We start from the raw sequence: 15,024 nt of genomic DNA on the forward strand, positions 1-15,024 counted from the left end.
CAATTCACAAAACATCTAAACAGATAGTTTAAATAGATTTAAACAAAACAATTCATTAAATCAATATATCATTTCCTTGTAGGTTTAAAAAAACTCCGCAAAGTATCTGTTTAAACTGATAAAAGATGATTTTTGTTACATGTTTACTATAAAAAAGCAAATTTAAGTAAAATTAAACGAATTAACGATAATAAAAAAGGCAGCATTCCCCAGAAACGCTGCCTTTTAAGTATACTTACTGTTAATATTTAACTCATTATATTCTCAACTTCCTCTATACCAATCGGAATTCTCTTTCCAATCAAACGATTTCCGTGTTCAGTTACCAATACATCGTCTTCCAAACGAATGCCCCCAAAAGTACGATATTCATAGACTTTATCATAATTGATATAGTCCAAATGCAATCCTTCCAGCTTCCATTTATCCATTAATGCCGGAATAAAATAAATCCCCGGCTCATTAGTGATTACAAAACCTGGTTTTAGTTCTTTTCCAAGACGTAAATAAGCAGTTCCAAACTGATCAATTCGCTGTACCTTTTCATCGTATCCAACCAGATTCTCACCGAAATCTTCCATGTCGTGCACATCCAATCCCATCATATGCCCAAGACCATGCGGCATAAATAAGGCATGAGCACCAGCCTTCACAGCCTCATCAACATCACCTTTCATTAAACCAACTTCCTTTAAGCCGGTGGCAAGAACTTTACAAACCTCCAAGTGAATACTCTGATAAGTAACCCCCGGACGAATCAACTCATTGCCTTTGTTGATTCCAGCCAACACAATTTCATATATTTCTTTTTGCTTTTGACTAAATTTTCCTCCTACAGGAATTGTTCGGGTATTATCAGAAGCATAATGAGAATCCGTTTCAGCACCACTATCCACAAGCAATAAATCTCCTGCTTTAAGCAGATTACCATGCTCATGATTGTGCAAAGTTTCTCCTCTTCTTGAAACAATAGCCGGGAATGAGAGCAGTCCTCCCGCTCTTAATGCTATAGCTTCGCATTCCCCAGCAATTTCTCTTTCGTAAACACCATCTTTGGCCATTTTCATTGCTGTTGTATGAATCTCATACCCAATTGCAGCAGCACGCTCTAATTCCTTAATTTCGTACTCATCTTTTATTTCACGAAGCGAAATAACTGCTTTAACAAATTCTTCTGATGCATTCTCCTTAATTGCATTTAATGGTGTGCCCACAATTTCATGAATCAAAATTTTATTTTCGGCACGATAAACTGGTAGAAAATGGATTTTTCGACCTTCTTTTATTGCTTCAGCAACAAGAGATTTCAAATCATTAAACGGAGCTGTGTTTTCAACGCCAAAACATGCAGCTTGATCTGCAACTCTTGGCTGTGGTCCCATCCAAATTATATCATCAATATCAACATCATCACCAAAAATATAATCTTTATTATTATCGATATCAAAAACACCGGCAAAACCCGGATGATCGATACCAAAAAAATACAAAAATGTACTATCCTGACGATAATGATAAACATTATCTGCGTAATTCATTGGTGCTTCAGGATTACCCAATACCAATGCAATTCCGTCTTTCATTATTTCACGTAATTGATTACGTCTTTTAATATATACTTCTTTTGGAAACATGTTGCTTTGTATTTTAAGTGTTTTGTAAAATGAATTCGAAAGATACAAAAAAGAGAGTTATTTGGTATAACTATAACGACTATTTATAGATACAAAAAAAAGGCTTCCGATAATGAAAGCCTCATAATTCAATAAATTATTGTTATAGTTTAATTTCCCGATCCACTGTTTGATCCAAGGAAATAAATGTTTCCGTTTTTGATATCCCAGGAATATTCTGCAGTGTATTAATTAAGATATCCATCAAATGCTGATTATCCCTGCAAAGCATCTTTACCAAAAATGTAAAGTTGCCAGTAGTAAAATGACATTCTACAATTTCAGGAATAGCGTCAATTTTATCTACAACCATTTTATATTGATGTGCATGATCAAGAGAAATACCAACAAAGGCACACACCTCATATCCTAAAGCTCTTGGCTTAACAATAAATCTAGACCCATCAATAATCCCTGCATCTTCCAGTTTTTTAACTCTTTGATGAATTGCAGCACCAGAAATCCCACACTCTCTGGCTATTTCCAAAAATGGAATCCTTGCATTTTTTATCAAGTAAGATAGAATCTTCTGATCTACAGCATCAATTTGAACTTTCATTAGTATTTATGATTTAGATTTAAATAGTTAGTGGATGGTTGCGGAAATTTAAACATTCCAAATTGATATAGTAAAAATACCACATGAGCCACATTATCATGCAGCTAATTTACTATTACAAAGAGACCACTTGTTACAATTCATTACAATATTAGCAAAATTATTACTAATTCATAAGTAAATGAAATATGAAACTACAGATTCACAATATTTAGAACCAATTCACACAGGCATTCAAGCTTACGTTTTATTCAGTTAAACCTCACTAAATTTCCCAAAAATACTGTTTTACAACAAAAACAACTCGATAAAAAAAGACTAATTTTGAAAGCCAATTAAAATTGCTCTTTTTAAATATCAACGATCTCCATTAGTTGAAATGAAAATAAACACTTTATGATTAAATTAAGACCATTAATGTTTGTCGGCACAGGATCGGATGTTGGAAAAAGTATTATCAACACAGGGTTTTGCAGAATTCTTAAGCAGGATGGCTATCAACCGGCTCCATTCAAAGCTCAAAATATGTCGCTAAACTCTTTCGCAACACCAGAAGGATTTGAAATTGGCCGGGCACAGGCCGTTCAAGCAGAAGCCTGCGGATTAGCTTGTCATACCGATATGAATCCTGTATTACTAAAGCCTACAAATGATAAAAGCTCACAAGTTGTTTTGAATGGAAAACCTATTGGCACGCAAACCACGGTCGAATATTTTATGGGGAATAATAAGCTTGCATTATTTGAAGAAGCAAAATCTGCATTTCATCGTTTAAACGAAAAATACAATCCTGTTGTATTGGAAGGAGCTGGCAGTATATCCGAACTTAATTTAAAAACCAGAGACATCACCAACATGCGAATGGCTATTGAAGCCAATGCGGTCACCTATTTAATTGCTGATATAGATAAAGGTGGTGTTTTCGCGAGTGTTTATGGAAGTATTCAGTTACTCGATGAAAACGAACGCAAGCAAATCAAGGGAATTATCATCAATAAATTTAGAGGAGATCTAAAACTGTTCGAAGACGGGAAAAAGATTATTGAAGATCTTACCGGCAAACCTGTTATCGGAATCCTCCCCTATTTTAAAGATATCCATATTGAAGAGGAAGATTCTGTTAGTCTCGGGAAAAAATCAAAAACATCCAGTAAAGAAAAGATTAACTGTGCTGTTGTTATTTTACCGCGCATGGCCAACTTTACTGATTTTGACGTTCTTGAACATGATCCAAGAGTTCATCTTTTTTACACAAACAATCCTTTAGAAATAGAAACTGCCGACATCATAATCCTTCCTGGAAGCAAAAACACTATTTCTGATCTTCAGGAACTAAAACAAAACGGTGTTGCCTTGTCTATTATAAAAGCCTATAAAAACGGAAAAAAAGTAATAGGTATTTGCGGTGGTTACCAGATGATGGGTGAAAAAATTAGCGATCCTCTTCAAATTGAAGGCAACATTGAAAGCATACCCGGTCTGGGGATTCTTCCTGTAGAAACAGCGATCACCAATGAAAAACTCACAGAACAATGCACTTTCAAATTCAGAGATTCAAATCAAGAGTGCTTTGGATATGAAATTCATATGGGAGAAACTATTGCCGTCCAAAATAACATACCACTATGCATTTTATCAAATGGAAAAACTGATGGCTATTTTCTAAACCAGAACTGTTGGGGAAGTTATATTCATGGTATTCTTGACAACAAAATTGTGATTCAACACCTGTTATCCGGATTCAATCTGGAACAAGAAAGTGATTTTAATTATCAGGAATTTAAAGAAAACCAATACAACAAACTGGCCGATTTAATAAGAGAAAACATAGATATGGATCTGTTTTACGCTCATTTAAAAGAAAATTAACTGAACATGAACAAGTACCATAATCGATACATAATTACTGGTGGCCCGGGATCAGGAAAATCTACTCTTTTAAATAAATTATCAGAACAAGGCTATCAGTGTTTTGAAGAAATATCAAGAATTGTTATTCAGGAGCAACATCAAATTGGCGGAGATAAAGTTCCTTGGCAGAATCTATCCGAATTTGCAGAAATTTGTTTTGAGCGTATGAATTCTCAGCTTACTGAATGTACACCAGAGAGAAAGTGTTTTTTTGACCGTGGTTTGCCTGATATTATCGCCTACGTAAGACGAGGAGACTTGGCTGTTCCATTAAAATATTTTAAAAAATCAGACCAATACAACAAAACCGTATTTCTTGCTCCACCTTGGAAAGAGATTTTTATTAACGATGCAGAAAGACCGGAATCATTTGAAGATGCGATGGAAATATCAGTTTTCATAAAAAACACCTATAAGGAATTGGGTTTTACTGTTGTTGAACTTCCTAAAAATTCAGTAGCAGAAAGAGCCCTATTTATTATCAATTATTTGGCTGGCGATAATGATTCATAAATAGCTTTATAAGTTGTTTTTGCCAACATTTCCCCAAACAAAACATGTTTGCCACAATACTGAACCATAGGCCCCGTACCACATGCGATTGCTGTGGAATCAGTTCCTGTTCCTGTAGCCATCAATCCACTAACCGGGCTCTGAACTTTTAAATCCTGCAGACAAGCAGCTTTTGCTTCCGCCACCATCATAATGCATTCGACCATACCAGCGTCAGAAAGATTAGCATTAGTGGTAACCAGAATATTAATAGTCCCGATTTTTTGACACTCCTCATTCACGAATTGATAATCAGCCTCATCTCCTGCCCTACGGGCATTTGACACTCCTGATGTAACAAAAACCTCTATCCAAACCCCTTGCTTTTCAACTCGAATTCTTCGGAACGAACTCATTAAAGCCGCAGTCATCATTCCCACACAATTCCCTTCCCAATTTTTGGAGTCAACGATTCCTTTAAGGGTAATATCCGGGGATTCAAAATCAGTTCTTTCGCCATTAAAATTAGCATCAACTTTTATATTCAAAAAATGACTGGCATTTTGGCAGCCACCATTTAAAATCGCAGAACTTACCATCCTAACAGGATTCTGAAACTCAACATGAAGGAATTGATCCGTTAATTCGATTGAAAATTTCATTCTTCTACTCCTTTACATTTTGTTGGAATGCAAACGAAACGGCCTCGTGATATTTTTTTAAGCCACCCGATTTCTTGATTCCTTTGTAAACTTTTCTCTCATTCTCAAAATGGCTGGAGAAATACTCCCAAAAAGGCTTCACTTTTTGCAAGATTTGCGTATCTCCACTTAAAAATGAAGTATAAGTAGAAAAAATTTCATCGTGCATTTTACGCAATGCTTTTTTACGAATATCTGCAGATAAAATTTCTATTCCTTTTATTTTTGCCGGCAACCAATAATCTCTCAAAACACCTCTCCCTATCATTACATGATTTAGGTTTGGGAATTGAGCACTCAAACTTTCAAAATCATCAAGTGTCTCAATATCACCATTGAATCCAATAATTTTATCAAAACCTTCCTGAATTTCCTGGAAATAATCCCGATCGGCACTTTCCTTATACATTTGCTTCCCAATGCGTGGATGAATGATAATTTCATCAATAGTAAAGTTCTTCATCACATCTAAAACCGAAAGTATTTCCGATTTATCTTCCAAACCCAACCGCATTTTAATCGACAGGTCAATTTTTCCGGAATATCCATTTTCCAGAATATCCTGTATCTTTTCAGGATATGGTAACAAACCAGATCCTTTCTTTTTCCGGGTAACCAGTGGAAAAGGACACCCTAAATTCCAATTCATTTTTTCATACCCTAAACCTGAAAGATACGTCTCAAAAAATTGAAACTCCTTAACCGATCCGCTTAAAAACTGAGGCACCAATCGATTATTTCTTTCCAAAAATGGCTCTACTTCTCTTTTGTGCGAGGTTCTTAATTCTCCTGAATTTTGAAGAACAAGAAAAGGGGTATAGAATTCATCTACGCCCCCAATGCATTTTTCATATGCTTGTCGGAACACCCAATCAGTATATCCCTGAAGAGGTGCTAATGAAATTTTCATGTGATTATAATTTCTTGTTTGTCCCTCCCAAATGCTTTTGGAAGGCAATCGCCTGAATAAATAGTCCAAAATACAGGAGAACTTATTCCTGCAAATATCATTTTATCGTCCAAAACTTAAAACACCCAGTAATTGTTTACGCTGACGATAATAATTAATTCCATCCTCGGTACCAATACTTTTTACAAATTGATCAATCATTGTATCGTAGATTGTACCAAACTTAAATCTCTCCGGAGGATATAGTTCAGGATTATGCATATCTTCAAGTCTCGCCAGATACATCCGTCCAACAATCTCGCTGCTAAGATCATCGCGATACATACCTTGTGCTATTCCTTTTTCTACATTTATTTTAATTTTATCAAAAATAAATTCCATCCGCTCATCCATATGCTTTTTATACACTCTCGGAAAACGACTCTCAAATTCCATTGTAACGGATGGAGTTAAGTTTTCGAAACGGTCATTCATCTCCTGACTTACAATAAATAATATATCAATTGCATTCTGACCTTCAAAATTGTATTGAGTAAAAATGGACTCAAACGATTTTCGTTCGTATTCAAGAATTTTTTCAACCAACTCCTCTACCGAATCAACAAATTTGGATACATCAGATGGCGACACTCCAAAATCTTTAACCTTATCAAAAGAAAAGCCACTTAAACCATTTTTGAACAAATAAGCCCTTACCTTCTCTATAATATGAATAAAATCCTTGTCCATAAACCATTACAGCTAAATAAAATAAACTAAATCGAAATCTTTTTGATCTCCTCAAGATAGGCATAAAATTAGGCATTTTTCAATTGCGAAAGTAAAACAAATGAATATTTTAGTGATTTAAATATCTTTGATAAAAAAGTTAAACGAATGAGAAAAATATATACACGCAAAGGCGATAGAGGACAAACTGGTTTGTCAGGAGGAATTAGAGTCTCTAAAGATTCTGTAAAAATTGAATGCAATGGCAGCATTGACGAAGCCAACTCTACAATTGGTTTACTTCGTGTAAAATTAGGAAGCGGCCATGAGTGGCAAGCTCAACTGCATCAAATACAGAAAGACCTGATGGAAATTATGGGGTTTATTGCCCGCGCAGATTATTCTATAGAGATAAATCCTTCGGAAGAAGTTAAATTTGGAGCCAATTCGCAAGAGGCGTGGATGAATGAATTAGAAATGAAAATAAAAAGTCCTTCCGATTTTTTTCTATTGCCTGGAGGAAATGAGGTTTCTGCGCTGTGCCACATCGCGAGAACACAGATAAGAAGAGCTGAAAGAAGACTTGTTAGCGTAATTAATGAAGAACCTATTGAAGAATGTATTACATCTTATATCAACAGGCTTTCGGATCTATTTTTTATTCTATCAAGATCAGAAATGGATCGTAATAATGTAAATGAAGAAATTTGGAGGTCTTTTCGAAAAAAAGCGAAATGACTATTCATCAATAATTGGCGATTCATTTATCAAAATCATTAGTTCATAAAAAAGGATGCATTTTAACAATAAAAATTAACATCATACATTACCTTTGTCAGTGAAGAAAGTCTGTTAAACACTTAGGTGATTGATTGTACTAATTCATAAGTAAATTTAAGTAGTAGTTTAGGGCGGCTAGTCACCGCCCTTTTTCTTTTTAGCTATTGCATTTTCTTTCGGCAACAAATTATTTTTTCAATTCCGCTTCAATCACCATTTTCATTCCATCAAACTCCTCATGATTAAACAATCTGGTGAGATAAATAATTTTGCCTTCCTTATTAACAATTACATTACGGGTTACGCCACTTTCCTTGTGTGCATACTTAGTAAATATTCCTGCCCCTTTATCCAATGCAACCGGATAAGTTATTCCTGTTGCTGCTATTAATTTCTCAGCCTTTTCTAGTGGCTCATCCAAATCCAAGGCATATAAGGCAAATTCCTTCTCTTTGTGGTCCTGCCATATTTCCTTCTCGATAAACGGCATTTCTTTGCGGCAAACCCCACACCAACTAGCCGTAAACTGCAGCATCACAACTTTTCCTTTTAAATCTGACAGCTTCAATGTACTCCCATCGGTTAGATTCATTTCGAAATCGGGTGCCATATCTCCTACCTTCACGATATACCCTCTGGAATCTTGAGTTTGCGCCATTCCTGAAAAAACTAATCCCATAACTAAACCAATTATTATAATTACCTTATTCATTTCTCCTTATGGATTTTTTAAAAATTATACCTCCAAACCTAAACAAATAAAGATAAAATTCAAATAAGCTTTGCCATCTACTTCATAATTTATAGATCTTAATTTTTCTGTAAAGGGTTTTTCTATCCATATTTAACAAGCGAGCAGCCTTACTCTTATTATAATCCGAAATATTTAAAACTCTTTTAATCCTCTCACCTTCAGATTCGAATAGTGGATTTAAATATTCCTGAGTATTTTCATAAAAAGAACACGGTAGTTCATTTAAAGTAATTAACTCACTTTTTGTAAGAAGAGTTGCACGCTGAACGGTATTCTTCATTTCTCTTAAATTACCTGGCCAAGCATAATTAGTAAAGACATATTCCACACTTTTATCAAAACCAACTACCGATTTCCCAAGGCTGCAATTTGCCATGTTTAGAAAAAAATTCGCAAAATGCATAATATCAGACTTTCTTTCTCTTAAAGGAGGAACATTAATCTGAAATTCATTTAGGCGATGATATAAATCCTCCCGAAAAGCACCAATCTGCTTCGACTCCTTTAAATCATCATTTGTTGCAGCAAGAATCCTAACATCAACCGAAACCTCTATATTACTACCTACATGCTTCACTTTTCTTTCTTGTAAAGCACGCAATAATTGAACTTGCGTTGAATGATTAAGGTTTCCTACCTCATCCAAAAACAGAACACCTCCATTCGCAGCCTCAAAATGTCCGATTTTATCAGTAACAGCACCTGTAAATGCACCTTTTTCATGTCCGAAAAATTCACTTAAAGCCAGCGTCTTTGAAATAGATCCACAATCGACGGCAACAAATGGTTTTTGAGACCTATCACTTTTTTCATGAATCATTTTCGCTATAATTTCCTTTCCAGTACCACTCTCACCCACAATTAAAACTGACATCAGAGTAGGAGCAATTAAATCAATATGCTTTAGTAATTGTTGCGATAATTTTCCTTTGCCTTGATAATAATTCTGAATACCTGAAGATACCTGTGATTTCGATTTTACAATAGGATTTTGACACGAAAGAGCCTTGTTAACAATATTTAAAACCTCATCGGGACCGAATGGTTTTGAAATAAAATCATAAGCTCCTAATTTAATCGATTTTATTGCAGATGAGATATCTGCATAACTTGTCATCATTACCACTGCAGTCTTTGGAGCAATTTTCTTCACAAAGCTTATGATTTCCATCCCACAAACCTCGGGCATTCTTAAATCAGTAAGTACGATATCATAAAATTTCAACTGAATCTTTCTTTTTGCCTCAACTGATGAAAAACTCGTAGTGACAATAAAATCTTTTCGTTCAAAAAAATTCTTCAACATTAAACAAAATGTTGCATCATCATCCACAATAAGAATACTATTCATACTACTGATCAATTTTGTTGTGTGAAATTTAATTCCTCTGCTATTTAATATCCATCAGAATAACCTCTATCGATATTGTATTTACATATCGATAGAGGTTTAAACATTACAAATTTGGGTAAACTGCTTAAATGGGTTTATTATTTAAGACGCTAATTCTTCCTGTTTTACGAATTCTCCCTTCGTGTTGAAATAAACAGCAATGTTTCCCTCTGGTTTTGACAAGATAATCTTGTACGATCCATCATTTCCGATAAATGATTTAAGAATTGCATATTCCGAATATGATTCCGTAATTGCTGTCTGAACCATTTTAGGAAGTTCTTCGGATTTTAATTCTTCATATTTCACGTCTTCCTGCACAAGGCTTGTCTCTGAAACTAAATTCCCAGCTGAAACTGATGTTGGAATACTTAAACTACACATTAATGCTACTGCTGATACAATCAAAACTCTTTTCATAACTAATCAATTTTTATATGAATATTAAAATATAATAACATGATCTCTTATGAAATATCTATGCCAGAAATGACACACTACAACAGAAAATTACATAAAGTGCTTTATATGTGACAACTAAAAAGACTCAAATGAATACAAGCACTAATAAACACCTCGTCTTAAAATTGTAGACTACACAATTATGTGGGGATAAATTCCACTCTTTATTTACTATAAAATAAATTCACAGCACGTAAATACTTATTCTTTAGATATAAATAAAGAAAATTATAAAAATTGGAGTGAAGGGAGTATTATAGTAAGTATTATTAAATAAGTTATCTAATCGATTAATTGTTCCTTTCAATAATCAGACTTAAAAAATAATCTTTTGCCTGCATTTTTTCTCTTTCAAATATAGAACTACAGCTTTCGACAGTAATTTATCATTAATCAGGAACTTTTTCAGAAGATAGGCAGGATCAGCATACGGCAAAGCCGAAATAAATATATCACTGCACTTTACTCTGCCTTTTAAATTGCTTGCAATGTATATTAGCTTCACAGAAAAATTAGCAAGCAGAAATGGAATTGGTGGAGTAAGAACTTTATAATCGACAACTCCATGAAAAATGGCTTAAACAATAATCCTTGGAAAAAGTACCGCATCAATTATTCCTGCAATAAAACTTTATACAACCAAAACAGAACTAACATATAACCAGATAAATTATCATTCACGATAATCTTTAACAGATATTCTTTTTCGTGAACAGTAAAATATTACTGATGCTCCACATTAAGTACAAAAACGACTACGAAAACAAGTACATTTCTCCTTATGTGAAAGCTTTTCCAACACTAAATCTAATCTCGTTTGGGAAAATAGCTCCTATACATCTCAGGTAAATTGGCCCTATACATTAATGTACAACTAAAAAGAAATGCAACAACCGCCATCGCAAACAACTGACCTCCATCAGAAGTGCCATCATATTCAACAACAACGCCAACCGAGGTAAATAAATGAAAACCAATTGCTCCAAACATCAATCCAGAAGTAATTACAGCTGCTATTTTCCATAAATTAGGCAGAAAAAGCAAAACACCCGCTATCAATTCAATTGCACCAATACCAAACCGTCCCCAAGGTTCCATCCCAATTGCAGAAAAGATATGAACGGCCTCAGGATGACCTGTAAATTTAAAATGTAATGTTTGAATCAATATAATAGCCGTTACTATTCTTAGCAACATTTCAATAGTTCGATATTTTCGTTTCGACTTCATAATAATTTTTCTTTTTTTAAATCTACAAAAATAGCAGGACGTATTCTAAGTTTCCTATTAAAATGCAAGATAGCCTGAACCCTCATCATAAATTGTGAGCTGGATTTCATTAAAAAAACATTAATGAAATTTATTAATACAGAGTTTAAATTAAAAACAATATATGTATGCACTACAAGCATTTAAACTTTGTTTTCTACTTTTAAGCAAAACAAACATCATGCAAATAAAAATACTATTAACACTAGCTATCACCACACTAACAATGGCGTGCAGTTCCACCGATAAAAGTTTAAAAAAAGCAGAATCGGTCATCTCTACAGAGAAAATGATAAATTACATCAAAGAATTGGGATCCGATGAATACCAAGGACGAAAACCATTTTCTGAAGGTGAAGTAAAAACCATTAATTACATCGCGCAACAGTATAAAGAAATAGGGCTTGATCCTATCAACATGAATTCCTACTTTCAGGAAGTTCCCTTAGTAGAAATATCACTTACAGCTCCCGAATTTCTTAGTTTAAAATCATCTGACAAGGTGGAAAAACTAACCTACGGGGAGGATTTTGTCACCTTCTCCCGACGCATTCAGGATGAAATCGTATTAACAGAATCTGACTTAGTATTTGCAGGCTACGGGATTGTAGCTCCGGAATACGACTGGAACGACTACAGAGACTTGGATGTTAAAGGAAAAACCGTAGTTGTTTTGGTGAACGACCCTGGTTTTGGCTCAACAGATAAGAGTTTTTTTAAGGCCAATGAAATGACATATTATGGTCGATGGACCTATAAATACGAGGAAGCAGCCCGTCAGGGAGCTGAAGGAATACTGATTATTCATCAAGACAAACCTGCAGGATATCCATGGTCAGTTGTCTTGAACTCGGCATCAGTTCCTAAATTATATCAGAGAGCTAAGGATAATTATCAATCGAGATGTTTAGTCGAAGGCTGGTTGACTTTAACTGCCACCAAACAATTATTTGCGGATGCAGGTAAGGATCTAGACACTGAAATTCAAGCAGCCAAACAAAAAGAATTTACAGGTTTTAATTTAAGTACGAAATTAAGCGTTGCCTTTAAAAATTCAGCTCATTTTGATGTTACACACAATGTACTCGGAATAATAAAAGGAACAGATCTGGCAGATGAATATATTTTCTATTCTGCACATTGGGATCACCTTGGAATTGGTCCAAAAATGAATGGCGATTCAATTTACAACGGTGCTGTTGACAATGGAACCTCGCTTGCATGGATGTTTGAAATTGCCAGAGCTTTTAAAGCCATGCCTCATCAGCCTCGCCGATCTATTATTTTTTTAGCGCCTTCCGCAGAAGAATCAGGACTAAATGGTTCTGGCTTTTATGTTGACAATCCAATTTTTCCGCTAAACAAAACAGTTGCAAATATTAACAATGATCTGATGTTGCCTTATGGGCGCATGAAAGACGTAATGATTACGGGATATGGACAATCAGATCTGGACGAGTATGTTAGAAAGGCAGCCAAAATACAGGATCGATACATCCTTCCTGATCCGAACCCTCAATCGGGAATGTATTACCGATCAGATCATTTCAGTTTTGCCCGTGCAGGTGTTCCGGCACTATTTGCTCGTGGCAACAACGATAGCAGAGAAAAAGGCATTGATTACATGTCTGGCAAAGAGAAAGACTGGCTGGCTAATTATTATCACAAACCTTTTGATGAATACGAAGAGTGGTGGAATTTAGATGGTGTTGCAGAAGATGCCCGATTACTTTTCCGTATTGGTTGGGAATTAGCCAATCAAGATGAATTTCCAAAATGGAAAGACGGATCAGAATTTAAAGCGAGAAGAGAAAAAGATCTCGAATAAATTTAGGCATATTTAAAAGAAATGAGCTTGATTCGATTATGAATCAAGCTCATTTCTTTTATGTATTATTTATAATTAAAGACTTTTAATGAAGCCAATCCTCCCAGGGATGTTTCTTTATAAGTGTAAGGTAAATCAAGTCCGGTCTTCATCATTGTTTCAGTCACCTGATCAAAACTAATTCTGTGACGGCCATCTGAAAGCAAAGCATAAGTATTGTGGTTTAAAGCACGTGCGGCTGCAAAAACATTGCGTTCAATGCATGGTATTTGAACCAAACCAAGAACAGGATCACAAGTAAGCCCCAGATGATGTTCCAAACCCATTTCGGCAGAATATTCAACCTGGTATACAGTCCCTCCATGCAACTGAGTGGCTGCTCCGGAAGCCATGGCACAAGCAGTACCCACTTCTCCCTGACAACCAACTTCTGCTCCGGAAATTGAAGCATTGGTCTTAACCAAATTTCCAATTAAGCCAGCAGTCGCTAAAGCTTTCAAGACGTCCTTTTTTTCAAATTTATAGAATTTCTTATGATAATATAGAACAGCAGGCAAAACACCACAGGCTCCACATGTTGGAGCAGTTACAATTACACCTCCACTCGAATTTTCTTCAGAAACAGCTAAGGCAAATGAATACAACATGGACCGTTTCCTCATCGGTCCGCTTAACGTTTTCGCTTTTAATTGATACGAATGAGACTTACGCTCCAGCTCTAAACCTCCCGGAAGTTCTCCCTCTTTATTCATCCCTCTTTTAATGGCCTTTTTCATTGCAGTCCAAACCTCATCCAGATAATCCCAAATACATTCTCCCTCCATCAATTCCACGTACTCCCAAAGTTGCTTTTTATTGCTTTTGCACCACTCTAATATTTCATCCATAGTAGTCAACCCATATATTTTTTGGGCAGACAACTCGGTATTGTCATCTATTATTGCTCCACCGCCAATACTGTAGGCAGTCCATTCTTCAATCAACTCACCTGATGCAAAAAAAGCTTTGAAACGTAATGCATTGGGATGCCTTTTTAAAAACTCTTCAGGCTTCCAAATCAAATTTAAATCTTTCTCCTCAAATACCTTTTCTATTGCAACACCCGTCAAATGTCCTTTACCCGTCGCGGCCAAGCTTCCAAACAGAGTTACCTCATATTTATCTGCTTTAGGATGGCGCAGCAAAAACTGTTCTGCAGCTTTCCGAGGTCCCATTGTATGACTACTCGAAGGCCCATACCCAATGCGATAAAGTTCTTTTATTGATTCCATTATAACGTTTTGTTGTTGTTGTTGTGTAAGTTTGGTGCAAATGTAAGAAAGTCAATATATTTTCAATATGCGATTTGAAAATATATTGCACAAAAAAAGAGAAACCAAATGATTTCTCTCTTTTGTCGGGGTGGCAGGATTCGAACCTGCGACCTCCTGCTCCCAAAGCAGGCGCGATAACCGGGCTACGCTACACCCCGAAACTTAATTCCGGTATTCTATTTGATAAAGAAAAGCTTTAAAACTTTTCTAAAATATTGTCGGGGTGGCAGGATTCGAACCTGCGACCTCCTGCTCCCAAAGCAGGCGCGAT

The 15,024-nt window shown here is 35.4% G+C and carries 14 protein-coding genes and 2 tRNA genes (1 of these 16 cut by a window edge); 4 read left to right on the forward strand and 12 right to left on the reverse strand.

Going from position 1 to position 15,024, the window contains the following annotated elements; translation table 11 throughout:
* Positions 1–248 precede the first annotated feature (248 nt).
* Together QUH73_RS15935 and QUH73_RS15940 are read right to left on the reverse strand one after the other, a co-directional pair.
* Positions 249–1,634: an aminopeptidase P family protein gene (locus QUH73_RS15935; protein ID WP_289531437.1), complete on the reverse strand. Its 1,386-nt coding sequence runs from the start codon at positions 1,632–1,634 to the stop codon at positions 249–251.
* 142 nt (positions 1,635–1,776) lie between these two features.
* Positions 1,777–2,232: an Lrp/AsnC ligand binding domain-containing protein gene (locus tag QUH73_RS15940; protein ID WP_289531438.1), complete on the reverse strand. Its 456-nt coding sequence runs from the start codon at positions 2,230–2,232 to the stop codon at positions 1,777–1,779.
* A gap of 396 nt (positions 2,233–2,628) precedes the next feature.
* Between QUH73_RS15940 and QUH73_RS15945 the strand changes: the two genes are divergently transcribed.
* Both QUH73_RS15945 and QUH73_RS15950 read left to right on the forward strand, forming a co-directional pair.
* The gene (locus QUH73_RS15945; RefSeq protein WP_289531439.1) at positions 2,629–4,101 is read left to right on the forward strand and encodes a cobyric acid synthase; all 1,473 of its coding nucleotides are present in this window, start codon (positions 2,629–2,631) and stop codon (positions 4,099–4,101) included.
* Positions 4,102–4,107: 6 nt separating this feature from the next.
* Positions 4,108–4,656, forward strand: coding sequence for an AAA family ATPase (locus QUH73_RS15950; RefSeq protein WP_289531440.1), 549 nt, complete (start codon positions 4,108–4,110; stop codon positions 4,654–4,656).
* Here the strand turns inward: QUH73_RS15950 and QUH73_RS15955 are convergent.
* From QUH73_RS15955 to QUH73_RS15965, 3 genes are all read right to left on the reverse strand, one after another.
* A complete protein-coding gene (locus QUH73_RS15955; RefSeq protein WP_289531441.1) occupies positions 4,629–5,297 on the reverse strand; it encodes an adenosylcobinamide amidohydrolase in 669 nt (222 codons plus the stop codon). The two genes, QUH73_RS15950 and QUH73_RS15955, sit on opposite strands and share 28 nt — an antisense overlap.
* Before the next feature lie 4 nt (positions 5,298–5,301).
* A complete protein-coding gene (locus QUH73_RS15960) occupies positions 5,302–6,246 on the reverse strand; it encodes a tRNA-dihydrouridine synthase family protein (protein WP_289531442.1) in 945 nt (314 codons plus the stop codon).
* A gap of 102 nt (positions 6,247–6,348) precedes the next feature.
* On the reverse strand, positions 6,349–6,975 hold the full coding sequence (locus QUH73_RS15965) for a hypothetical protein (RefSeq protein ID WP_289531443.1): 627 nt from the start codon (positions 6,973–6,975) through the stop codon (positions 6,349–6,351).
* Positions 6,976–7,122: 147 nt separating this feature from the next.
* On the opposite strand from QUH73_RS15965, the gene QUH73_RS15970 reads away from it, so the two are divergent.
* A complete protein-coding gene (locus QUH73_RS15970; protein ID WP_289531444.1) occupies positions 7,123–7,692 on the forward strand; it encodes a cob(I)yrinic acid a,c-diamide adenosyltransferase in 570 nt (189 codons plus the stop codon).
* 229 nt (positions 7,693–7,921) lie between these two features.
* Here the strand turns inward: QUH73_RS15970 and QUH73_RS15975 are convergent, their stop codons facing one another.
* The 4 genes from QUH73_RS15975 to QUH73_RS15990 all read right to left on the reverse strand — a co-directional run bounded on the left by QUH73_RS15975 (position 7,922) and on the right by QUH73_RS15990 (position 11,573).
* Positions 7,922–8,446, reverse strand: coding sequence for a TlpA disulfide reductase family protein (locus tag QUH73_RS15975; protein ID WP_289531445.1), 525 nt, complete (start codon positions 8,444–8,446; stop codon positions 7,922–7,924).
* A gap of 82 nt (positions 8,447–8,528) precedes the next feature.
* Positions 8,529–9,839: a sigma-54-dependent transcriptional regulator gene (locus QUH73_RS15980; protein ID WP_289531446.1), complete on the reverse strand. Its 1,311-nt coding sequence runs from the start codon at positions 9,837–9,839 to the stop codon at positions 8,529–8,531.
* 144 nt (positions 9,840–9,983) lie between these two features.
* Positions 9,984–10,301, reverse strand: coding sequence for a hypothetical protein (locus tag QUH73_RS15985; RefSeq protein WP_289531447.1), 318 nt, complete (start codon positions 10,299–10,301; stop codon positions 9,984–9,986).
* A gap of 849 nt (positions 10,302–11,150) precedes the next feature.
* Complete coding sequence (locus tag QUH73_RS15990) at positions 11,151–11,573, reverse strand: DoxX family protein (protein ID WP_289531448.1); 423 nt, start codon at positions 11,571–11,573, stop codon at positions 11,151–11,153.
* Between the two features lie 220 nt (positions 11,574–11,793).
* Here QUH73_RS15990 and QUH73_RS15995 point away from each other — a divergent pair, with 220 nt between their 5' ends.
* Positions 11,794–13,440: a M28 family metallopeptidase gene (locus tag QUH73_RS15995; protein WP_289531449.1), complete on the forward strand. Its 1,647-nt coding sequence runs from the start codon at positions 11,794–11,796 to the stop codon at positions 13,438–13,440.
* 65 nt (positions 13,441–13,505) lie between these two features.
* Here the strand turns inward: QUH73_RS15995 and QUH73_RS16000 are convergent, their stop codons facing one another.
* From QUH73_RS16000 to QUH73_RS16010, 3 genes are all read right to left on the reverse strand, one after another.
* Complete coding sequence (locus tag QUH73_RS16000; protein WP_289531450.1) at positions 13,506–14,711, reverse strand: L-serine ammonia-lyase; 1,206 nt, start codon at positions 14,709–14,711, stop codon at positions 13,506–13,508.
* A gap of 125 nt (positions 14,712–14,836) precedes the next feature.
* Positions 14,837–14,911, reverse strand: a tRNA-Pro gene (locus QUH73_RS16005).
* Positions 14,912–14,971: 60 nt separating this feature from the next.
* Positions 14,972–15,024, reverse strand: a tRNA-Pro gene (locus tag QUH73_RS16010); it runs 122 nt beyond the window's last position.

The sequence above is a fragment of the Labilibaculum sp. K2S genome (assembly GCF_030372765.1).
Taxonomy (GTDB): domain Bacteria; phylum Bacteroidota; class Bacteroidia; order Bacteroidales; family Marinifilaceae; genus Labilibaculum.

Coding starts and splice junctions, on each gene's coding strand:
- QUH73_RS15980 (WP_289531446.1), bottom strand. CDS start 9,839: ATGAATAGTATTCTTATTGTGGATGATGATGCAACATTTTGTTTAATG.
- QUH73_RS15990 (WP_289531448.1), bottom strand. CDS start 11,573: ATGAAGTCGAAACGAAAATATCGAACTATTGAAATGTTGCTAAGAATA.
- QUH73_RS15935 (WP_289531437.1), bottom strand. CDS start 1,634: ATGTTTCCAAAAGAAGTATATATTAAAAGACGTAATCAATTACGTGAA.
- QUH73_RS15965 (WP_289531443.1), bottom strand. CDS start 6,975: ATGGACAAGGATTTTATTCATATTATAGAGAAGGTAAGGGCTTATTTG.
- QUH73_RS15940 (WP_289531438.1), bottom strand. CDS start 2,232: ATGAAAGTTCAAATTGATGCTGTAGATCAGAAGATTCTATCTTACTTG.
- QUH73_RS15955 (WP_289531441.1), bottom strand. CDS start 5,297: ATGAAATTTTCAATCGAATTAACGGATCAATTCCTTCATGTTGAGTTT.
- QUH73_RS15995 (WP_289531449.1), top strand. CDS start 11,794: ATGCAAATAAAAATACTATTAACACTAGCTATCACCACACTAACAATG.
- QUH73_RS15950 (WP_289531440.1), top strand. CDS start 4,108: ATGAACAAGTACCATAATCGATACATAATTACTGGTGGCCCGGGATCA.
- QUH73_RS15985 (WP_289531447.1), bottom strand. CDS start 10,301: ATGAAAAGAGTTTTGATTGTATCAGCAGTAGCATTAATGTGTAGTTTA.
- QUH73_RS15975 (WP_289531445.1), bottom strand. CDS start 8,446: ATGAATAAGGTAATTATAATAATTGGTTTAGTTATGGGATTAGTTTTT.
- QUH73_RS16000 (WP_289531450.1), bottom strand. CDS start 14,711: ATGGAATCAATAAAAGAACTTTATCGCATTGGGTATGGGCCTTCGAGT.
- QUH73_RS15970 (WP_289531444.1), top strand. CDS start 7,123: ATGAGAAAAATATATACACGCAAAGGCGATAGAGGACAAACTGGTTTG.
- QUH73_RS15960 (WP_289531442.1), bottom strand. CDS start 6,246: ATGAAAATTTCATTAGCACCTCTTCAGGGATATACTGATTGGGTGTTC.
- QUH73_RS15945 (WP_289531439.1), top strand. CDS start 2,629: ATGATTAAATTAAGACCATTAATGTTTGTCGGCACAGGATCGGATGTT.